Raw genomic sequence first — 23,415 nt, forward strand, 5'->3', positions numbered from 1 at the left:
GATTCAACGAACATCATCGCTGAGTCACCTCACGCACCGAAGTCGCCGACGTGCGCGTATCAATACTCGCCTCCACCGACATCCCTACCCGCAGCCGATCGGCCAATGGCTGACCCGGCTCAAGCAAGATCTTCACCGGAATCCGCTGCACAACCTTGGTGAAGTTACCCGTGGCGTTGTCCGGTTTCACCGCCGCGAACGTCACGCCGGTGGCCGGGGCGATGCTTTCGACGCGGCCGGTCAGCGCTTCGCCACCCAGGCTATCAACGCGCACCTGCACTTCCTGCCCCGGCTGCACATCGGTCAGTTGTGTCTCCTGAAAATTGGCGACCACATAAGCCTGCTTCAACGGCACCACCGCCAGCAGTTTGCTGCCCGGCGTCACATAAGCGCCGACACGCACGGCACGCTCGCCGACCATGCCGTCCTGCGGCGCGGTGATGCGCGTGTAGGACAGCTCGAAACTGGCGATTTCCAACGCCGCTTGCGCGTGTTTCAAACTGCCTTCAGCGGCATCTCGCTGGGCACTGAGAATGTCGACCTGCTTACGCTCCGCCGCCAGTTTCGCGGTGGCCGTGTCGAGGTGCGCAGTGGCCTGATCGATGCGGGTTCGCGCCTGTTGTGCGTTTTGCACCGTGCCAGCACCCACACCGGCGAGGTGGTTGTAGCGATTCAATTCCTGCTTGGCGAAGGCCATTTCAGCCTTGGCCGACACCACCGAAGCTTGCGCCTGAGCGATCACCGAAGTCTGACGCTCCAGCGTCGCCTTGGCGTTCTGCAACTGCGCCCGGGCGACCAGGGTTTGCGCATCCGCCGCCTCGGCAGAAGCGCGCAAATCGCGATCATCGATCAACGCCAGCAACTGCCCCGCCTTCACTTGCTGGTTGTCTTCCACCAGCACTTCCTTGATGAACCCGGCCACACGCGGGACCACCAGCGTGTAGTCGGCGGAAACGAACGCGTCGTTAGTGTTCTGCTGCGTACGTTTGCCAAACAGGCCGGGCATTGCCAGGTACACCAGCACGCCAACAGCCAACGCGGCCGCCACAGCCACCGCGAGTTTTTGCTTTGCTTGAGTCGTCATGGAAACCTTCATTTTCAGTACAGCAATCAGGTCGGCGCGCGCGGTGGAAAGATCCGCGTCGGCAGCCAGAAAATCAGCAGGATCAGCGTCAAAGCGACGCCCGCCATGCACACATAGAGATCGGAAGACGTCAGCACCACCGCTTGTTCGTGGAGGCGATGGGCGAGACCCGGGTCGCTGCGGTCGGCCAAAGGCGAATTGCCGAGGCTGTCGACCAGCATGGTCGAGTGAAAATGCAGACGCGATGTGGTCAGCGCTTCGATCACGCCCGTGGCGACCACCGCCGCCAAGCCTTTCACAGTGTTGAACCATGCCGAGGCAAACGGCCCTTCCATGGGCTGGATGCTGCCGGTCGAGAGCATCAGCAGCGGCAGCACCGACATCGGCTGGCCAAAAATCTGCAGCCATTGCAGGACATAGAAATTGTCGCGAATCCACTCCGAAGTCAGCAGCGACCCGCCGAGACAGGACAGCGTCAGCATGCTCAAACCGATCCCCAGCACCCAACGGCAGTCGACCCAGCGCAGGTTGCACAAGGCCGCCACCAGCGGCAGCGCGATCAACTGCGGCAACGCCGCGATCAGCATGATCGGCGCGGTTTGCACCGGGCGATAACCCTGCACTTGCGCCAGATAGCTCGACGGAATCAACACCACGGCTTGCAGCACGATCAACACGCCAGCCAGGGTCATCAACGCGAACGCCAGGTTGCGGATACCGAGCATCTGCAACTTGAAAAACGGAATCGGCTGCGACCACTCGTTGATCAGAAACGCCACCAGTAGCAGCGATCCTGAGATTAGCAACGCGCTGATCAGGTTCGACTCGAACCAGTCCAGCCGATTGCCCTGCAACAGGCCGATCACCAACATGCAGATCGCCGGAAAGCCCAGCAGCAGGCCCTTCCAGTTAAACGCCTTGAGACGTTCAAGGCGCAGTGGATCCTGCGGGATGCCGTACGCCACCATCACCATGGCGATCAGGCACGGCACGATGATTTGCCAGAACGTCCATTGCCAGCCGACGTATTCGGTCCACAACCCGGCCAGCGGTGTACCGAGGCCCGGACCAAAAGTGGCGGTCAGCGCGTAACCGGCCAGGCCGTAGAGTTTGAAATTGGCCGGCAGGAAGCGCAGCGCAACAGTCATCAGCATCGGCGGCAACGCGCCGCCCGCCAACCCTTGCAAGGTGCGCATCAGCAATAGGCTTTCGTAATTCGGGGCGAACGGACTGAGCAACCCGAGCAAGGTGAACAGGCTGATCGCGCAGAGGGTGAAACGGCGCAACGAGAAGGTCACCGAGCACCACGGCGCGAAGGCCATGGCCGCGACGGAGGTGGCGGTGTAACTGGCAACCAGCCAGGTGCCTTCGTCGTAACCGATATTCAGTGCGCCGCGAATGTCGGCCAGGGCGACCTTGGTCACCATCTCGTTGAGGCCCGACACCAGCACCGCCAGCAGCACGCCGACCAGCCCGATGATGATCCGCGCCCCGAACACCGGGGGCGTGACCGCCGTCGCCGGGCTGGCCGCGGCGATGGGTGCCGGGACCGTCAGGGATGTCATGAATGAAAACTCCGGGGGTGGAAATACCGGAGCATATTAGTCGGGCTTAGTGCTGACGAAAATTGACTTATTGGCAGGTTATAAGTGCGTCAGACACAACTATGGAAGATCAAAAGATCGCAGCCTTCGGCAGCTCCTACGGGGGAATGCATTTCAATGTAGGAGCTGCCGAAGGCTGCGATCTTTTGCTCTTCAAGGTTGGGCTGCGAGCCACGTCTCATCGCAGCAACTCTTGAGGGTTTCACGCAGCCAGCGGTGCGCCGGATCCTTGTCGAAACGCGGGTGCCAGGCCTGGGTCAGCATCAGCGTTGGCAGCGGAATCGGCAGATCGAATGAGCGCAATTTCAATCCCAGGCGCCTTACGCTCAACAGTGCCTCCTTAGGCACCGGCAGGATCAGGTCAGAGTCCGGCAAAGCGAACATCGCCGCATGGAAACTCGGCGCGATCACCGCCACCCGCCGCTCCAGCCCCAGCGCATTCAGCGCCGTATCGATGGGGCCACGGGCGATGCCCCGGCGGGACATGCTGATATGGGAAAACCCGGCATAGCGCTCAGCGGTTATTTCGCCATCGAGCAAGGGATGATCCTCGCGCACCAGCCCGACGAAGTGTGTGGAGAACAGATTTTGCACTTTCACTTCCGGGGTGATCGGCCGGGTGTTGCTGACGCTCAGGTCGATGCGTCCTTCACGCAGCGCCTCATCGTCGCCATCGCCTTCCGGAACGAAGCGCAATTCGCAGTGCGGCGCCATATGATCCAGCGTGTCGAAGAGCTTGCCGCCATAAACGCCGATGAAGAAGTCATTGGCGCGAATGCTGAAACGGCGGCGCAAAGTGCCCAGCTCCACGTCATCAGCCGAGCGGAACAGCAGCGCCGCCTGCTCGACGACATCACGCACCTGCTCGCGCAATTCCAATGCCTTGGGCGTCGGCACCAGACCACGGCCAGCGCGCACGAGGATCGGATCGCCGATGGCTTCGCGAATTCTCGTCAGGGTTCGGCTCATCGCGGCTGGGCTGAGGTTCATCCGCCGCGCGGCCCCAACCACGCTGCCCTCGTCGAGCAAGGCGTCGAGGGCGACCAGAAGGTTCATGTCCGGGAGTTGCATGCTGAGCACCCTTGGCTGATCTGGATTGATCTGGGCGCAATGCTAGCAGATCAAAAGATCGCAGCCTTCGGCAGCTCCTACCGGAGAACCGTCAAACCCATGTAGGTGCTGCCGAAGGCTGCGATCTTTTGATTTTCAGCGCTGCATGCCCCAGCGCTTCACGGTCACCCGCTCCAGCGTATCGAATACCAGATTCTCCACCAGCAAGCCGATCAGGATCACCACTGCCAACCCGGCAAACACTTTGTCGGTGTACAGCTCATTACGATTCTGAAAAATGTACCAACCCAATCCACCCTTGCCACTGGTCGCGCCGAATACCAGTTCAGCCGCGATCAAGGTGCGCCAGGCGAACGCCCAGCCGATTTTCAACCCGGCGAGTATCGACGGCAGCGCCGCCGGAATCAGGATGAACAGGACAAAACGCATACCCTTCAGACCGTAATTTCGACCGGCCATGCGCAAGGTCTCCGAAACACCAAGAAACCCCGCATAAGTGTTGAGCGCCAGCGCCCACAACACCGAGTGCACCAGCACGAAAATCAGGCTGTTCTGTCCCAGCCCAAACCACAGCAACGCCAGCGGCAGCAACGCAATCGCCGGCAGCGGGTTGAACATCGACGTCAGCGTACTGAGCAGATCGCGACCCAGTTGCGTCGAAACCGCCAAAGTGGTCAGGGCGAAGGCCAGCACGATGCCGATCAGATAGCCCTTGATCAGCACCACCAAAGATATCCACACCTTGCCCAGCAACTCGCCGCTGAGCAGGCCGTCGTACAGCGCATGGCTGGTCTGCACGAAACTCGGCAGCAGCAGATCGTTGTTTTGCACTCGGGCAACGATTTCCCACAACACTGCGAGCACGATCAGGATCAGGCTTTTACGCAGCCAGCCTTGTTGCCACAGCCGCTGTCCCAGGGCCAATTCACGCTCGACCGGAACACTGGTCAGCGGCTCCAGAACCGTTTCGAACGCTTGACGCACAGATGATGAATGGCTCATCGGGTGATTCTCCTGGCCGCTCAATAAGCGATGCGAATGTCGTTGAAGTCGTGTTCACGCTCGGTTTTCGGAGACTGGCCCTCGTCGAACAACAGTCGATGAATCCGTCGCGCCGACTCCTGAAACGCCCCGCCGCCAAGGCTTTGCAAATCGTATTGATGGCTGTGCACTTCGGCCCGCACACGCCCCGGATGCGGCGACAGCAATAGAATGCGATTGCCGACCACCAGCGCCTCTTCAATCGAGTGAGTGACGAACAGCAAGGTGAAACGCACCTCTTCCCAGAGCAGCAGCAATTCTTCCTGCATCTTGCGGCGGGTCAGCGCATCCAGCGCGGCGAACGGCTCGTCCATCAGGAGGATTTTCGGTTGCATCGCCAGTGCTCGAGCAATCGCCACGCGCGCTTTCATGCCGCCGGACAAGGTGTGCGGATAGGCATCGGCAAACGCTGACAGTCCGACCTTTTCCAGATAGTGCAGCGCACGCTCTTCAGCTTCTTTCTTCTTCAGCGTGCGCGAGGCCAGCAGCGGAAACATCACGTTCTGTTTGACGGTTTTCCATGGCGGCAGTTGATCGAATTCCTGGAACACCACGATCCGGTCTGGGCCGGGCGCATCGACTCGCTGACCTTGCAAGCGTATCTCGCCTTCGCACGGCTGGATAAAACCGCCGACGGCTTTGAGCAGTGTGGATTTGCCGCAGCCGGACGGGCCAAGCAATACGAAGCGATCCTGCTGATCGACGTCGAAACTGACTTGATGGGTGGCTCGCACAACACGTTGCGGCGTGCGGTATTCGAGGCTGACCTGGTCCACCGCCAGCAGCGCTTGCGTGCTGGCGATCGGGTTGCTGGCCACGTGGCCTTGCAAAAGGGCATTCATTCGATCAGCTCCCTTGCAACGGTTTGGCATCCTGGAAGAAGTAATCCTTCCACGATTCCGGTTTGTTTTTGATCGCACCGACGCGGTAGAGGAATTCGGCCAGTGGATAAGTATTTTTCGGCGTAACGCTGAATTCAAACTGGGGGTTATCGATGATTTTCAGCAGGGCTGCACGATCGATTTTGGCTTTGGTCACGCGGATGTAAGTGTCGGCTGCCGCGCCTTTATCGTTCTGGGCGAATTGCGCGGCTTCGGTCAGCGCTTCGACGAAGGCTTTGTAGGTTTTCGGATTTTCGTTGCGGAATTTCTCGGTGGCGAACAGCACGGTCGGCGAGTTCGGGCCGAGCAGGTCGTAGGTGTTAAGCACGACATGCACATTGGGGTTTTCCAGCGCCTGATCCTGGAACGGTGGATTGGAGAAATGCCCGCTCAATTCGGTGCCGCCAGCGATCAGCGCAGCGGTCGCGTCCGGGTGCGGAACGGCGATGGTGTATTTATCGAGGCGATTGAATTCCTTGTCGCCCCACTGCTTGGCAGCCGCGTATTGAAGGAAACGCGATTGCACGGACACGCCCACCGCCGGCACTGCAATGCGATCTTTCTCGGTGAAGTCAGCAATGGTTTTGACCTTCGGGTTGTTGCTCACCAGGTAGTAAGGGAAGTTGCCCAACGAAGCCACGGCTTTGACGTTCTGCTTGCCGTGGGTGCGATCCCAAATGGTCAGCAACGGGCCGACACCGGCGCCGGCAATGTCGATGGAACCGGACAGCAGCGCATCGTTTACTGCCGCGCCACCCGAAAGCTGCGTCCAGTCGACCTTGATGTCGAGGCCTTCCTGCTTGCCGTACTTCTCGATCAGGCCCTGATCGCGCACCACATTGAGCAATAAATAGACAATGCCGAACTGCTCGGCGATGCGAATTTCACCTTCGGCGTGGGCCACGGTCGGCGCCACCAGGCTACCGGCGATCAGACTGAAGCCGAGGCCAATGGCGGCGGCCAACGGGGCGAATGGAAGACGTTTGGACATGATCGAATCTCCGGCAAATCAGAAAGGCGCGTCGCCCTGGATGGTCGTGCGATACAGCTTGCGGCGCAGGTGCGCAGGGCAGCCGGCGGCAAGGTGGATCAGCGAGCGGTTGTCCCAGAACACCAGGTCGTGGGGCTGCCACTGATGGCGGTAGATGTTTTGCGGCAGCACGCTGTGGGCGTAAAGCTCAGCCAGCAGTTGCTGACTTTCATCTTCCGGCAGACCGACGATGCGCGTGGTGAAACCTTCGCTGACGAACAACGCCTTGCGAGCGTTTTCCGGGTGAGTGCGCACCACCGGGTGCACCACTTCCGCGACTTGGGCGAGTTGCTCCGGGGTCAGAGTCGGGCGCCAGTTGCCTTCGAATTTGGTTTCGCTGTAACGCGCGGTGTAGGAATGCGCAGCGAAGCGCCCCTCGACCGCTTTGCGCAGCGCGTCGGGCAGGCTGTCCCAGGCCTTGTGCATATCGGCAAACAAGGTGTCGCCGCCCTCGGACGGCAATTCCTGCGCGTGCAGCATCGAGCCGAGGCTTGGCAGTTCTTTATAGGAAAGGTCCGAGTGCCAGAACTTGCCGGCATCGCCCAGACCGAGGTTCTGGCCGTTCTCGACGATGTTGGAAACGATGAGGATTTCCGGGTGATTGGCCAGCAGGAACTGTTTGAGCACGTGGATCTGCAACACGCCGAAGCGGCGACTGAAGTCGATTTGTTGCTGAGGGGTGATGCGCTGGTCGCGAAAGACCACAACGTGGTGATCCAGATGCGCACGGTGAATGCGGGCGAAGTCCTGATCATTGATCGGGCGGGTCAGGTCGAGGCCGATGATCTCGGCGCCGACGGCACCGCTGAACGGACGAATTTCGAAGGTTTGCGGCGCGGCGATCGCGGCGCTAGAAGAGGCAGTGGCTGCGGACATCAATAATCTCCCACGCACGGCACGCTCACAGGGCGCGCACGTCGATCAGAAACTCACGCTGGATTGCGTGTTCGTTCAGGTCGTGCGGCGCGCCGATTGGTCGGCAGGTACGCAGGGAAGTGACTTTAAAGCTATAAGAATCGGAAATTAAATACCGTTAGCGAATAACGATATGGCGATTGGTGAGGAATGGATTGGGTGGTGAGTGACGGTTTTTGTCACTTGTTGGCCTGATGTGGCGACTGGCTGGACGCTTTCGCGAGCAGGCTCACTCCTACAGTTGATCTTCATTGGACACAAATTTTGTGTACGACGGAAAACCACTGTAGGAGTGAGCCTGCTCGCGATGAGGCAAGTAAGGCCACTAGAGAATCAACGCTCGTGCAACGCCTCGGCCCGCGCGCGAATGATCGGCTTGAGCAGGTAGCTCAACACCGACTTCTTGCCGGTAATGATATCCACCGACGCCACCATGCCCGGGATGATCAACAACGGCTTCTCATCGGTGCCCAAGTGGCTGCGTTCGGTGCGCACCTTGATGATGTAGTAAGTGGTTTTCTTGTCTTCGTCGGTGATGGTGTCGGCGCCGATCTGCTCCAGCTGGGCTTTCAGCCCACCGTAAATGGTGTAGTCATACGCGGTGAATTTCACTATCGCTTCCTGCCCCGGATGCAGGAACGCGATGTCCTGCGGACGGATCTTGGCTTCGACCAGCAAAGTGTCGTCCAGCGGTACGATTTCGACCATGTCGCTGCCCGGCTGAATCACGCCACCGATGGTGTTGACCAGCAATTTGTTGACGATGCCGCGCACCGGCGATGTCACCAGCGTACGGCTGACGCGGTCTTCCAGTGCCTTGCCGGTGGCCTGAGCCTTGTTCAGATCGGTGCGCGCTTCGTTCAACTGAGTGAGCGCTTCGCTGCGGAATTTGCCGCGCGTCTCATCAACCTTGCGCTGCACTTCCTTGATCGCCGACTCGGCGCGTGGGATCGCCAACGTGGTGGCGTCGAGCTGACCACGGGTTTCCACTTCGGCACGCTTGAGGCGCAGTACTTCAACCGGGGACACCGCGCCCTGCGCCACCAGCGGCTCGGACATGTTGATTTCCTGACGCTGCAAACTCAGCTGCTGACGGTACTGCGCCTGCTTGGAGCTGAACTCGCGCAGCTCTTGCTGACGCTGGATCAACTGCTCCTGCAAGCCACCGATCTCGTCGTGCAGTTGCTGACGACGGCTGATGTACAACGATTCTTCGCTTTTCGCCTGGACGGGAACGGCCTTGACCACGTCTTCCGGGAAATTCAGCGGGCGGTCATCGACCTCGGCGCTCAGGCGCTCGACGCGCAGCAACATCGACTGCCGATCAGCCTCGGTTTCGCCGACGTTGGAGGCAAATCGCGTGTCATCGAGGCGAATCAGCGGTGCGCCGGCTTCGACGATCTGGCCTTCCTTGACGAAGAGTTCGGAAACGATCCCGCCCTCCAGATTCTGGATTTTCTGGATCTTCGACGAGGGAATCGCCTTGCCGTCGCCCTTGGTCACTTCGTCGATCACGGCGAAGTTGGCCCAGAGCATGAGGAATACAAAGAAGCCGATGATCGCCCAGATGGTCAGGCGCACGACGCGCGGGGCGTCTTCGATCAGCGCCTTGTTGACCTCTGGCAGCGGCTGGCCCTGCAGCGATGCAGTGCCTTTGAAGTAGCGACGGATCGAATCCTTGAAACCCGACTTAAGCAACACTGATCTGCCCCTTCTTCAACGCTTCCATCACCGCAGCTTTCGGGCCGTCGGCGAGAATCTGCCCGCGATCGATCACCAACAGACGATCCACCAGCGACAACAGGGAGGCACGGTGCGTGACGAGCACCACGGTCTTGTTTTCAATCACCGCTGCGAGGCGTTGCTTGAGGCGTTCTTCGCCGGTGTTGTCCATCGCGCTGGTCGGTTCGTCCATCAGCAGGATCGGCGGATTGAGCAACAGCGCACGGGCCAACGCGACGTTCTGGCGCTGACCGCCGGACAGGTTTTGCCCGCGCTCGCCCACTTGCAGTTCGTAGCCTTGCGGGTGCAGGCGGGCGAATTCGTGGACACCGGCCAGTTCGGCGGCTTGCAGCACGAGCTCGTCTTCGACATAACGCGCGCCGGAAACCAGGTTGTCACGCAGGGTGCCGGCCAGTAGCTGGATGTCCTGCGGCACGTAGCCGATGTTGTAGCGCAACTCGCTGACGTCGATCTGGCGGATATCAACGCCGTCCACCAGCAACGCGCCGTCGTCCGGCTGATAGAGGCCAACCAGCAGTTTGGCGAGCGAGCTCTTGCCCGAGCCGCTGCGGCCGATGATGCCGATTTTCTCGCCGGGACGAATCACCAGGTTGATGTTCTTCAACGCCGGGTTTTGCTGCTCCGGGTAGGTGAAGTTGAGTTGACGGCACTCGATGGCGCCTTGCAGGACCTTGCGGCTCAGCGGGCGCTCTTCGAAATTGCGCTCCTGCGGCAGCTCCATCATCTGGTCTACCGACGTCATGGTCACTCGCGCCTGCTGATAGCGGGTCAGCAAGCCCGACAGCGAAGCCAGCGGGCTGAGTGCGCGACCACTGAGCATGTAGCAGGCGATCAGACCGCCCATGCTCAGGTTGCCGGCGATGATCTGGTACACGCCGAAGACGATCATGATCACCCCGGCCAGTTGCTGAATCAGCAGGGTGATGTTCATCGCCAGACCGGAAAGCATTTTCACCCGCAGTTCAAGGCGGCTGAGGGTGCCGATGGTTTGCTCCCACTGGTACTGACGCTCACTTTCGGCGTTATTGACCTTGACTGCATCAAGGCCGGCGAGGGTTTCGATCAGGCTCGACTGACGCTCGGCACCGAGGGCCATGGTGCGTTCCATGGTTGCCACCAGCGGCTTCTGCAAGGCGTAGCCAATCAACAGCGCAATCGGGAACGCCAGCACCGGAATCCACACCAGATGCCCGCCGAGAATGGCGATGACGATGAAGATCAGGATGGTGAACGGCAGGTCGATCAGGCTGGTAAGGGTCAAGGAGGCGAGGAAATCGCGCAGGCTCTGAAACTCATGGATGTTCTGCGCAAAGCTACCGACCCGCGCCGGGCGATACTTCATCGACATGCCAACGATGCGTTCGAACAGCGTGGCGGAGATGATCAGGTCGGTTTTCTTCCCGGCCAGATCCAGGCACAGGCTGCGCAGGCTCTTGAGGATCAGGTCGAACATGTATGCGCCGGTGATGCCCAGCGCGAGCACCCACAGGGTGGCTTCAGCCTGGTTCGGCACGACGCGGTCGTAGACGTTCATCACGAACAGCGGCGCGGCCATGGCGATGATGTTGATCAGGAAACTGGCGGCGATGGCGTCGGCATACAGCCAGCGCGAACGCTTGAGGGTGTCGCGGAACCACGAGCGTGCGCGCGGGATCAGCGTGCCGTGGTTGACGTCGAATTTATGCTGCGGCTGGGCGAAGAAGACCTTGCCGGTGTAGTCGTCGGCCAGCAGTTCGCGGCTGACCACGGATTCGCCGCCGTCGCTTTCGCTGAGCAGCACCCGCGCTTCGTTGTCACCTTGCCAGCCGAGCAGGACGGCACTGCGGCCGTCCTTGAGCAACAACAACGCGGGCATGGCAATCGCTGGAATCTCTTCCAGTTTGCGCTGCAACACCCGACCTTGCAGGCCCGCGCGAGCCGCCGCACGGGGCAGCAACTCGACACTCAGACGTTGTTTGGGCAGCGGCAGGCCGGTGGTCAGCATCGCCGCGCTGGCGGGCTTCTGGTGCAGCATGCAAAGGGCGAGCAGACCGTCCAGTAACGGATCGTCGTGCAACGCGCGTGGATCATGACTGAGATGAACTCGACTGACTTCTGATTCCACGCTCGACACTCTTTAACAGTTGAAAGGGATAACTCAATTCATCCCAGGCAGCTGAACCTTGGGCTTCACGTCGTTCTGCACAACGGATGCCAACGGCGCGACCACTCCCTGGCTTCTGAGCAACTCGCCCATGGTCGCCTTGATTCGATACTGAGTAAATAACTGAATGTTTTTGATTTCAGCCAGACGCCGCGAAGCGGTGAACAACTCGTTTTCGCTGTCGAGCAAATCGAGCAGGGTACGCTCGCCGAGGCTGAACTGACGCTGGTAAGCGGTGCGCACCGAGGTGCTGTGATCGACGTACTGCTGCGCGATCGGCACCTGAGCGTTGGCGTTGTTCAGGGCATTCCAGGCCAAGCCAAGTTCTTCGTTCAACTGACGCAGGGCGTTGTTGCGGATGTCCAGCGCCTGGTTCGACAGGTACGACTTGGATTCCAGATCGGCCTTGTTGCTGCCGCCCGAATAGAGGTTGAAGCGCATGCGCAACATGGCCTGCCATTCGTTGCTGTGGCCGTTCTGACCGTCCAGATCGTTGTCGGCGGTGCGGCCCAGTTCAGCGTCGAAACGCGGGTAGAACGTAGACTTCGCGGTTTCGTACTGCTTTTCGGCAGCGGCGATGTCGGACTCGGCCGAACGCAGGATCGGGCTGTTTTCCACCATCTGCTGACGCGCTTCATTGAGGTTGGCCGGCATCATCGCCATGAACGGCGCCGGACGCTCCAGCTGATCAGGCATCTGGCCAACGGCGCTGAGGAAATTAGTTTCCGAGTCGGCGAGGTTGGTCTGCTCGGTGATCAGGTTATTGCGCGCCTGGGCCATCCGCGCTTCGGCCTGATCGAGGTCGGCGCCACTGCCGACGCCACGCTGGGTGCGCAACTGGATCTGGTCGTAAATGCGCTGGTGGCTCTTGAGGTTGTCCTCGGCCAGACGCACGAATTCACGACGGGTCAGTACATCCAGATAAACCTGGGCAACTGTCAGTCCGGTGCGCTCGGAAGTACCCAGCAAAGAGTAGGCGCGGGAGTTAACGGTGGCTTGTTGACGCCCAACTTCGCTGGAGGTCGCAAAACCGTCAAAAACCATTTGCGAGAGACGTAAACTTGACTCGCTACGGTTCAAAGTCTCCCAGTGATTGCCTCCGCCGTTGGCGCGGGTGGTTACGCTGTCGGTGCCTTCACGGCCATAACCGCCCAGCAGATCGACCTTGGGCAGGTATCCACCTTTTGCTGCTCTTAATTGATAATCCGCGGCCAAACGACTGTTGACCCCTGCCTGGATTTCCGGATGGACATCCAATGCCTGCTGCATGGCTTCTGGTAAGGATTGTGCTTGTACGAAAGACGCGGCGAGGGCGAAGGGTATGGCCTTGAGCAATTGCGAACGCATGGTAAAAATTTCCCAGAACTTCTTGTCTTGAATCACAGCTAAACGTGCTGCAGCGTCGGATGATTGGCGACTGGATTGACCGTATGTCGGAAAGTTCAAAACAGGAACTGGTTCACACGCAAAAGGACAGGTCGCCGCGGAATATCAATGTGACATTAGTGGGACGATTGTTTAGGATGGCACCCAGAAGGTCAATAGTTTGGCATAAAGTTAATAGCGAAAGAATATAGCCAAATTATTGACGAAAAACAGCGTCAATCTTGTATCGCAAATTTTTAAAGTACGTCCAGACTGAATTGGCATCCATGCCTTCAGGTCCATGGAAGTCAACTGAACGTGACACCCGGAGAGTCTTCAATGAGCAGTGTTGTTGCCATCGTCAAAAGCATTGTCGGTCAGGTATTCGTGGTGTCCCCAGAGGGCGTACGCCGCATACTCGTTGAAGGCGATCGACTGTATGTCGGCGATCAGATCGACACTGGTCTTTCGGGCGCCGTGTCGCTGGAATTGGCTGATGGCCGCACGCTGGATCTGGGTCGCGATACCCAATGGAGCGCCAGCGCGCCCGACTCAAGCACTGACTTGGCCGAAGCCACCGCGCAGGCTGCGCCGTCTGTAGAAGAACTGCAGCAGGCCATCGCCGCCGGTGTCGACCCGACTACCGCACTCGACGCCACGGCTGCCGGCCCAAGCGCCGCAGGTACGGGTGGTGCTGCCGGTGGCGGTCATAGTTTCGTGATGCTCGACGCCACGGCGGGTCGCGTTGATCCGACTATTGGTTTCCCGACGGCGGGCATCAATTCGGCCGGTCAGGCTGCACAGAACATCACCGGCGGCCAGACCACTGACACGACGACGAATGCCCTGCGTGATTCGACCCTGAGCCTCAGCGCCACACCGACCATCACCGAAGCCGGCGGCGTGCTGGTGTACACCGCGACCCTGACCCAGGCGCCGCTCACCGACCTGACCATCACCCTGTCCAACGGCTCGGTGATTGTGATTCCGGCCGGCTCGACCACTGGCACCGTCAACGTACCGCTGGCACCGAACGACTCGGTTTATAACGACCCGACCCAGATCGACGTGACCGTCACCGGCACCACCGGCGGCAACGGCATCACCGTGACGCCGCCGACCACACCGGCCACGACTCAGGTTACCGACACCATCGACACCACCACCGTCACTCTGACGACGGCGCCGAACGTCACCGAAGGCGGCCAGATCACCTACACCGCGACCCTGACCAACCCGGCGCAAACACCGGTCACCGTCACCCTGTCGAACGGCTCGACCATCACCATCGGCGCGGGCCAGACCACTGGCACCGTCAACGTGCCGACCCCGGCCAACGACGTCTATAACAACGGCAGCACCGTCAGCACCACCATCACTGGCGCTACCGGCGGCAATTTCGAAAACCTGGTGCCGAACCCGACGCCAGCAGTGACCACCATTACCGACTCGGTCGACAACACCGGCCTGACCCTGACCGCGACCGGCAGTGTCGTCGAGGGCGGCCAGATCACCTACACCGCGACTCTGACCAACCCGGCGCAAACACCGGTTACCGTCACCCTGTCGAATGGCTCGACCATCACCATCGGTGCAGGCCAGACCACCGGCACCGTCAACGTGCCGACCCCGGCCAATGACGTCTACAACAATGGCAGCACCGTCAGCACCACGATCACCGGCGCTACCGGCGGCAACTTCGAAAACCTGGTGCCGAACCCGACGCCAGCAGTGACCACCATTACCGACTCGGTCGACAACACCGGCCTGACCCTGACCGCGACCGGCAGTGTCGTCGAGGGCGGCCAGATCACCTACACCGCGACTCTGACCAACCCGGCGCAAACACCGGTTACCGTCACCCTGTCGAATGGTTCGACCATCACCATCGGTGCAGGCCAGACCACCGGCACCGTCAACGTGCCGACCCCGGCCAACGACGTCTATAACAACGGCAGCACCGTCAGCACCACGATCACTGGCGCTACCGGCGGCAATTTCGAAAACCTGGTACCGAACCCGACGCCAGCAGTGACTACCATCACCGACTCGGTCGACAACACCGGCCTGAGCCTCAGCGCCACCGGCACGGTGGCTGAAGGTGGTTCGATCGTCTACACAGCGACCCTGACCAATCCGGCTGGCACGCCAGTGACCGTGACCCTGTCGAACGGCGCCGTCATCACCATCGACGCTGGTAAAACCACCGGCACCGTGACGGTTCCGGCGCCTGCCGATGACGTCTATAAAGACGCCGGCCAAGTCGAAGCAACCATTACCACTGCTACCGGCGGCAATTTCGAGAATCTTGTCCCGAGTACCACGCCAGCGGTGACCGAAGTCACTGACACCGTCGACACTTCGACCGTAAAACTGACCGCCGATACTTCGGTGGCTGAAGGCGGCACCGTCACTTACACCGCCACCGTTGGCACGCCAGTGACCGGCTCGCCGGTTGTCGTGACATTGGCCAACGGTCAGAACATCACCATCGCTGTTGGCCAGACCACCGGCACCGTAACCGCTGCCGCGCCGAACGATGCGCTGGCCGGTAATGCACCGCTGACCAACTCGATCACAGGCGTTTCCGGCGGCAACTACGAAGACCTCGTGGCCGACAAGACGCCGGTTTCGACCACTGTGACTGATGTCGCCGACACTACTAACTTGTCGCTGAGCGCCACTGGTTCTGTGGCTGAGGGTGGGCAGATCACCTACACCGCGACGCTGACCAACGCCGCTGGTTCGCCAGTCACCGTGACCCTGTCGAACGGTGCCGTGATCACCATTGATGCCGGTAAGACCACCGGCACCGTGACCGTTCCGGCGCCTGCCGATGACGTCTATATAGACGCTGGCAAAGTCGAAGTGACCATTGCCACGGCTACTGGCGGCAATTTCGAGAACCTGGTGCCGAGCACCGTTCCAGCCGTCACTGACATTACCGACACCGTCGATACCTCGACCGTAAAACTGACTGCCGACACCTCGATCGCTGAAGGTGGCACCGTCACTTACACCGCGACTGTCGGTGCACCCGTGACAGGTTCTCCAGTGACCGTGACCCTGGCCAACGGCCAGAACATCACCATCGCTGTCGGCCAGACCACTGGCACCGTGACCTTCACTGCACCGAACGACGCATTGGTCGGGCAGGCTCCAGTCACCAACTCCATCACCAACGTGACGGGCGGCAACTACGAAAACCTCGTAGCGGACAAAACCCCGGTCAGCACCACCGTGACTGACACCACCGACACCACCAACCTGTCGCTCAGCGCCACCGGTTCGGTAAATGAAGGCGGCCAGATCACTTACACCGCAACCCTGACCAACGCCGCTGGCTCGCCAGTTACCGTGACTCTGTCGAACGGTGCCGTGATCACCATTGATGCCGGCAAAACGTTCGGCACCGTGGCCGTTCCGGCACCTGCCGATGACGTCTATATAGACGCTGGCAAAGTCGAAGCGACCATTGCCACGGCGACTGGCGGCAATTTCGAGAACCTGGTGCCGAGCACCGTTCCAGCCGTCACTGACATTACCGACACCGTCGACACTTCGACCGTCAAACTGACTGCGACCGAGTCCGCTGCTGAAGGTGGCACCGTCACTTACACCGCGACTGTCGGTGCACCGGTGACAGGTTCTCCAGTGACCGTGACCCTGGCTAACGGCCAGACCATCACCATCGCTGTTGGCCAGACCTCCGGTACCGCGACAACGACTGCCCCGAACGATGTATTGGCCGGTCATGCACCGCTGACCAACTCGATCACCAACGTAACCGGCGGCAACTACGAAAACCTCGTGGCCGACAAAACTCCAGTCAGCACCACCGTGACTGACGTAGCGGACACCACCAACCTGTCGCTGAGTGCGACCGGCTCTGTGGCCGAGGGTGGCCAGATCACCTACACCGCGACCCTGACCAACGCTGCGGGCTCGCCAGTTACCGTGACCTTGTCGAACGGTTCGGTTATCACTATCGAAGCCGGTAAGACCACCGGCACCGTGACCGTTCCAGCGCCAGCCGATGACGTCTACAAGGACGCCGGCAAAGTCGAAGTGACCATCAAGGACGCTACCGGCGGCAACTTCGAGAATCTGGTGCCAAGCACCGTTGCGGCCGTCACCGACGTGACCGATACCGTCGACACCACCACCGTCAAACTGACCGCCAGCGAAACCGCGGCTGAAGGTGGCAGCGTCATCTACACCGCTACCGTCGGCGCGCCAGTGACGGGTTCACCTGTCGTGGTGACCCTGGCAAACGGCCAGAGCATCACCATTGCCGTGGGTCAGACCACAGGCACCGCGACCGCGACCGCACCGAACGATGTATTGGCCGGCCATACACCGCTGACCAACTCGATCACCAACGTCAGCGGCGGCAACTACGAAAACCTGGTCGCTGACAAAACCCCGGTCAGCACCACCGTGACCGACACCGTCGACACCACCACCGTTTCGCTGACTGCCACCGGTAACGTCAACGAAGGCGGACAGATCGTCTACACCGCGACCTTGAACAACCCGGCCGGCACCCCGGTGACCGTGACCCTGAGCAACGGCTCGACCATCACCATCGACGCCGGCAAGACCACTGGCACCGTGACTGTTCCGGCACCTGCCGATGACGTCTATAAAGACGCCGGCAAAGTCGAAGTGACCATCAAGGACGCTACCGGCGGCAACTTCGAGAGCCTCGTTCCGAGCACCACGCCTGCGGTCACCAACGTTGCCGACACGATCAACACCACGCACCTGACCCTCAGCGCCGAAAGCTATGTGCTCGAAGGCACGTCGATCACCTACACCGCGACCCTGACCAACGCCGCGCAAACGCCGGTAACCGTCAACCTCAGCAACGGCCAGACCATCACCATCGAGGCCGGTAAAACCACGGGTTCGGTGACCATTCCGGCACCGAGCGATGACGTCTATAAAGACGTCAGCAAGCTCACCGTGACCATGACCGATGCAAGCGGCGGCAACTTCGAGAAGCTCGACGTCAGCAAGACGCCGGTCAGCACCACCGTCAATGACACCGTCGACAAGACCAGCCTGACCCTGACCGCAAGCGACACCGTCAGCGAAGGTGGCCAGATCACCTACACCGCGACTCTGAGCAACCCGGCCGGCACCGCCATGACCGTGACCCTGGCCAACGGCGCAGTCATCAACATTGCTGCCGGCGCCACTCAGGGATCGGTGAACTTCGCCGCGCCAGCGAACACGCCGTATATCGATGGCGGCAAAGTGCAGACCGCGATTGCCAGCCACAGCGGCGGCAACTTCGAGCAGGTCGATGCCAACCGTTCGGCGGTGGTCACCACCGTCACCGACACCGTCGACACCACCAATATCAGCCTGAGCGCGACCGGTTCGGTCGCCGAGGGCGGCTCGATCATCTACACCGCCACACTGACCAATGCAGCCGGCACGGCCATGACCGTGACCTTGAGCAACGGCGCGGTGATCAACATCGCCAAAGGCGCGACTACCGGCACCGCCACCGTCGCAGCACCTGGCGATGACGTGTACAAGGACGCCGGCAAAGTCGACGCGAGCATCACCAAAACTACCGGCGGCAACTTCGAGAACCTGGTGGTCGACAAGACCCCGGCCGTCACCGACGTGACCGACACCATCGACAACAGCACCGTATCGCTGACCGCCACGGCCAGCACCGTTGAAGGTGGCGCGGTGGTTTACACCGCATCCGTCACCGCGCCGGTTACGGGTTCGCCGGTTGTCGTGACCCTGTCCAACGGCCAGACCATCACCATCCCGGTCGGCGCCAGCAGCGGCACCGTCAACTTCACTGCACCGAACGATGCACTCGCGGGTGGCAATACCCTGAGCGTGAAGATCGACGGCACCAGCGGCGGCAACTACGAAAATCTGGTGGCGGACAAATCGCCGGCCGTGACTTCGGTGACCGATACGGTCGACACCACCAATCTGTCGCTGAGTGCGACCGGCTCCGTGGCCGAGGGTGGCCAGATCACCTACACCGCGACCCTGACCAACGCTGCTGGTTCGCCAGTGACCGTGACTCTGAGCAACGGCTCTGTAATCACCATCGAAGCAGGCAAAACCACCGGCACCGTGACCGTTCCGGCCCCATCCGATGACGTCTATAAAGACGCTGGCAAAGTCGAAGTCACTATCAAGGAAGCGACTGGCGGCAACTTCGAGAACCTGGTTCCAAGCACCACACCAGCCGTGACCGACGTTACTGACACCATCGACACCTCGACCGTCAAACTCACCGCGACCGAATCGGCGGCTGAAGGCGGCACTGTTACTTACACCGCAACTGTCGGCGCGCCAGTAACCGGTTCTCCAGTTGTAGTGACCCTGGCTAACGGTCAGACCATCACCATCGGTGTCGGCCAAACCTCTGGCACTGCGACAACGACTGCGCCGAATGATGCCTTGACCGGTCACACCCCGCTGACCAACTCGATCACCGACGTAACCGGCGGCAACTACGAAAATCTGCTGGCCGACAAAACCCCGGTCAGCACGACCGTGACCGACACCACCGACACCACCAACCTGTCGCTGAGCGCCACCGGTTCGGTAAATGAAGGCGGCCAGATCACCTACACCGCGACCCTGACCAACGCTGCTGGCTCGCCAGTGACCGTGACCCTGTCGAACGGCGCGGTGATCACCATCGAGGCGGGCAAAACCACTGGTACCGTGACCGTTCCAGCCCCGAGCGATGACGTTTACCAAGATGCCGGCAAAGTTGAAGCGACCATTTCGACTGCTACTGGTGGCAACTTTGAAAACCTGGTGCCGAGCACTGTGCCGGCCGTGACCACCGTCAACGACACCATCGACACCTCCACCGTGTCGCTGAGCGCCACCGCGAACGTCGCCGAAGGCGAAACCGTGGTTTACACCGCGACCGTGACCGCACCGGTGACCGGCTCCCCAGTCGTGGTGACCCTGTCCAACGGCCAGACCATCACCATCGCCGTGGGCGAAACCACCGGCACCGTAAACTTCGTCGCGCCGAACAGCCCATTGGCGGGCGGCAGCTCGCTGAGCGTGACCATCGACGGCGCCACCGGCGGCAACTATGAAAAACTCGCTGTCGACGGCAAGCCCGCTGACACCGCGGTTTCGGACACCAACGACACCACCAACCTGAACCTGACCGCGACCGACTCGGTGGCTGAAGGTGGGTCGATTGTTTACACCGCTACGCTGACCAACCCGGCCGGCACTCCGGTTACCGTGACCCTGTCGAACGGCGCGGTGATCACCATTGATGCCGGCAAAACGTTCGGTACCGTTACCGTTCCGGCTCCGACTGATGACGTCTACAAAGATGCGGGCAAAGTCGAAGCGACTATTTCGACTGCAACTGGCGGCAACTTCGAAAACCTGGTGCCGAGCACTGTTCCGGCCGTCACCAACGTTACCGATACCATCGACACTACTATCGTCAAACTCACCGCGACCGAGTCGGCGGCTGAGGGTGGCGCTGTTACTTACACCGCAACTGTCGGCGCTCCAGTAACCGGTTCCCCAGTTGTCGTGACCCTGGCGAACGGGCAGACGATCACCATCGGCGTGGGCCGGACTACCGGCACCGCGACCACCATTGCGCCAAACGACGCGTTGGCGGGTCATGCGCCGATTACCAACGCGATCACTGAGGTGAGCGGCGGTAATTACGAAGATCTGGTGGCGGACAAGACGCCGGTTTCGACGAACGTCACTGACACTGTCGACACTACCAATCTCTCACTGACCGCGACCGGTTCTGTGGCCGAGGGTGGCCAGATCACCTACACCGCGACTCTGACTAACGCCGCTGGCTCGCCGGTGACTGTGACCCTGAGCAACGGCGCTGTGATCACCATTGAGGCTGGCAAAACCACCGGTACCGTTACCGTTCCGGCTCCTACCGATGACGTCTATAAAGACGCCGGTAAAGTCGAGGCGACCATTTCGACCGCCACCGGCGGCAACTTCGAAAACCTGGTGCCGAGCACTCTTCCGGCCGTTACCGACGTCACTGACACCGTCGACACCTCGACCGTGAAGCTGACTGCCGATACTTCGGTGGCTGAAGGCGGCACCGTCACTTACACCGCCACCGTTGGCGCCCCGGTGACTGGTTCGCCAGTTGTCGTAACCCTGGCCAACGGCCAGAACATCACCATCGCTGTTGGCCAGACCACCGGCACCGTGACCGCTGCCGCGCCGAACGATGCGCTGGCCGGCAATGCACCGCTGACCAACTCGATCACAGGCGTTTCCGGCGGCAACTACGAAGATCTCGTGGCCGACAAGACGCCGGTTTCGACCACTGTGACTGACGTCGCTGACACCACCAACCTGTCGCTGACCGCGACCGGCACTGTGGCTGAAGGCGGCTCGATTGTTTACACCGCGACGCTGACCAACGCTGCCGGCTCGCCAGTGACTGTGACCCTGAGCAACGGCGCGGTGATCACCATCGAGGCGGGCAAAACGACCGGCACCGTGACCGTTCCGGCTCCGACCGATGACGTCTATAAAGACGCCGGCAAAGTCGAAGCGACCATTGCCACGGCCACCGGCGGCAATTTCGAGAATCTGGTGCCAAGCACCGTTCCAGCCGTTACTGACGTCACCGACACCATTGATACTTCGACGGTCAAACTGACTGCCGATACTTCCGTCGCTGAAGGCGGCACCGTCACTTACACCGCCACCGTTGGCGCCCCGGTGACTGGTTCGCCAGTTGTCGTAACCCTGGCCAACGGCCAGAACATCACCATCGCTGTTGGCCAGACCACCGGCACCGTGACCGCTGCCGCGCCGAACGATGCGCTGGCCGGCAATGCACCGCTGACCAACTCGATCACAGGCGTTTCCGGCGGCAACTACGAAGATCTCGTGGCCGACAAGACGCCGGTTTCGACCACTGTGACTGATGTCGCTGACACCACCAACCTGTCGCTGACCGCGACCGGCACTGTGGCTGAAGGCGGCTCGATTGTTTACACCGCGACGCTGACTAACGCCGCTGGCTCCCCGGTGACTGTGACCCTGAGCAACGGCGCCGTCATCACCATCGACGCTGGCAAAACCACTGGCACCGTGACCGTTCCGGCTCCCACCGATGACGTTTACAAAGATGCGGGCAAAGTCGAGGCGACTATTTCGACTGCCACTGGCGGCAACTTCGAGAATCTGGTGCCAAGCATCGTTCCAGCCGTGACCGACGTCACCGACACCATCGACACGTCGACCGTCAAATTGACCGCGACCGAGTCGGCGGCAGAAGGCGGCACTGTTACTTACACCGCGACTGTTGGCGCCCCGGTAACTGGCTCGCCAGTCACCGTGACTCTGGCTAACGGTCAGAACATCACCATCGGTGTTGGCCAGACCACTGGCACCGTGACCTTCACCGCGCCGAACGATGCGTTGACCGGTCATGCGCCAATTACTAACGCAATCACTGACGTAACCGGCGGCAATTACGAAAACCTCGTAGCCGACAAAACTCCGGTCAGCACCACCGTGACCGACACCGTCGACACTACCAATCTGTCGCTGACGGCGACTGGTTCTGTGGCCGAGGGTGGCCAGATCACCTACACCGCGACCCTGACTAACGCGGCTGGCTCGCCGGTGACTGTGACCCTGAGCAACGGCTCGGTAATCACCATCGACGCTGGCAAAACCACCAGCACCGTGACCATTCCTGCACCCGCCGACGACGTCTACAAAGACGCAGGTTCCGTGCAGGCAACGATCAGCACCGCCACAGGTGGCAACTTCGAAAACCTGGTGCCAAGCACAACACCAGCCGTGACCAGCGTCACCGACACCATCGACACTACGACGGTGAAGCTGACCGCCACCGGCACAGCGGCTGAAGGCGGCAACGTCGTCTACACCGCCACTGTCGGCGCGCCTGTCACCGACTCGCCTGTCATCGTGTCCTTGGCCAACGGCCAGACCATCACCATCGGTGTGGGCCAGACGACCGGCACCGCGACCTTCATTGCGCCGAACGATGCGTTGACTGGCCACGCGCCGATCACCAACTCGATCACCAACGTAACCGGCGGCAACTTCGAAAACCTCGTAGCCGACAAGACTCCGGTTTCGACAACCGTGACCGACACCGTCGACACCACCAACCTGTCGCTGACCGCGACCGGCAGCGTGGCCGAGGGTGGCCAGATCACTTACACCGCCACCCTGACCAACGCCGCTGGCTCGCCAGTCACCGTGACCCTAAGCAACGGCTCGGTTATCACCATCGACGCTGGCAAAACCACTGGCACCGTGACCATTCCTGCGCCATCCGATGACGTCTACAAAGACGCCGGTTCCGTGCAGGCAACCATCACCAACGCTACCGGTGGCAACTTCGAAAACCTGGTACCAAGCACAACACCAGCCGTGACCAGCGTCACCGACACCATCGACACCACCACCGTGAAGCTGACCGCCACCGGTACAGCGGCTGAAGGCGGCAATGTCGTCTACACCGCCACCGTCGGTGCTCC

At 60.8% G+C, this 23,415-nt stretch carries 11 protein-coding genes; 1 reads left to right on the forward strand and 10 read right to left on the reverse strand.

The features are described 5' to 3' along the window. Positions 1–13: 13 nt before the first annotated feature. The 10 genes from ICA16_RS19540 to ICA16_RS19585 all read right to left on the reverse strand — a co-directional run bounded on the left by ICA16_RS19540 (position 14) and on the right by ICA16_RS19585 (position 12,859). Complete coding sequence (locus tag ICA16_RS19540; RefSeq protein ID WP_150618381.1) at positions 14–1,084, reverse strand: HlyD family secretion protein; 1,071 nt, start codon at positions 1,082–1,084, stop codon at positions 14–16. A gap of 26 nt (positions 1,085–1,110) precedes the next feature. After that, on the reverse strand, positions 1,111–2,649 hold the full coding sequence (locus ICA16_RS19545) for an MFS transporter (RefSeq protein WP_210701289.1): 1,539 nt from the start codon (positions 2,647–2,649) through the stop codon (positions 1,111–1,113). A gap of 192 nt (positions 2,650–2,841) precedes the next feature. Beyond that, positions 2,842–3,759: a LysR family transcriptional regulator gene (locus ICA16_RS19550; RefSeq protein ID WP_210701290.1), complete on the reverse strand. Its 918-nt coding sequence runs from the start codon at positions 3,757–3,759 to the stop codon at positions 2,842–2,844. A 135-nt stretch (positions 3,760–3,894) separates the two neighbouring features. Next, the gene (locus tag ICA16_RS19555) at positions 3,895–4,761 is read right to left on the reverse strand and encodes an ABC transporter permease (protein ID WP_210554437.1); all 867 of its coding nucleotides are present in this window, start codon (positions 4,759–4,761) and stop codon (positions 3,895–3,897) included. A 20-nt stretch (positions 4,762–4,781) separates the two neighbouring features. Beyond that, a complete protein-coding gene (locus tag ICA16_RS19560; protein ID WP_210554438.1) occupies positions 4,782–5,642 on the reverse strand; it encodes an ABC transporter ATP-binding protein in 861 nt (286 codons plus the stop codon). A gap of 4 nt (positions 5,643–5,646) precedes the next feature. Next, a complete protein-coding gene (locus ICA16_RS19565) occupies positions 5,647–6,672 on the reverse strand; it encodes an ABC transporter substrate-binding protein (RefSeq protein ID WP_150603981.1) in 1,026 nt (341 codons plus the stop codon). A gap of 18 nt (positions 6,673–6,690) precedes the next feature. Beyond that, positions 6,691–7,587 carry a TauD/TfdA dioxygenase family protein gene (locus tag ICA16_RS19570; protein ID WP_210701291.1) on the reverse strand — a complete coding sequence of 299 codons (897 nt, stop codon included), beginning with the start codon at positions 7,585–7,587 and terminating at the stop codon, positions 6,691–6,693. A gap of 372 nt (positions 7,588–7,959) precedes the next feature. After that, the gene (locus tag ICA16_RS19575; protein ID WP_150603983.1) at positions 7,960–9,327 is read right to left on the reverse strand and encodes an HlyD family type I secretion periplasmic adaptor subunit; all 1,368 of its coding nucleotides are present in this window, start codon (positions 9,325–9,327) and stop codon (positions 7,960–7,962) included. Next, entirely contained in the window at positions 9,317–11,473 is a 2,157-nt protein-coding gene (locus tag ICA16_RS19580; RefSeq protein ID WP_150593771.1) for a type I secretion system permease/ATPase, read from the reverse strand. Before ICA16_RS19580 ends, ICA16_RS19575 begins: the two co-directional genes overlap by 11 nt. A gap of 33 nt (positions 11,474–11,506) precedes the next feature. After that, positions 11,507–12,859 carry a TolC family outer membrane protein gene (locus tag ICA16_RS19585; RefSeq protein ID WP_150603984.1) on the reverse strand — a complete coding sequence of 451 codons (1,353 nt, stop codon included), beginning with the start codon at positions 12,857–12,859 and terminating at the stop codon, positions 11,507–11,509. A gap of 357 nt (positions 12,860–13,216) precedes the next feature. Here ICA16_RS19585 and ICA16_RS19590 point away from each other — a divergent pair. Then, positions 13,217–23,415: retention module-containing protein (locus tag ICA16_RS19590; RefSeq protein WP_210701307.1), on the forward strand; the 10,199-nt coding region annotated here is incomplete at its 3' end.

The sequence above is a fragment of the Pseudomonas anatoliensis genome, assembly GCF_017976235.1.
GTDB classification, from domain to species: Bacteria; Pseudomonadota; Gammaproteobacteria; order Pseudomonadales; family Pseudomonadaceae; genus Aquipseudomonas; species Aquipseudomonas anatoliensis.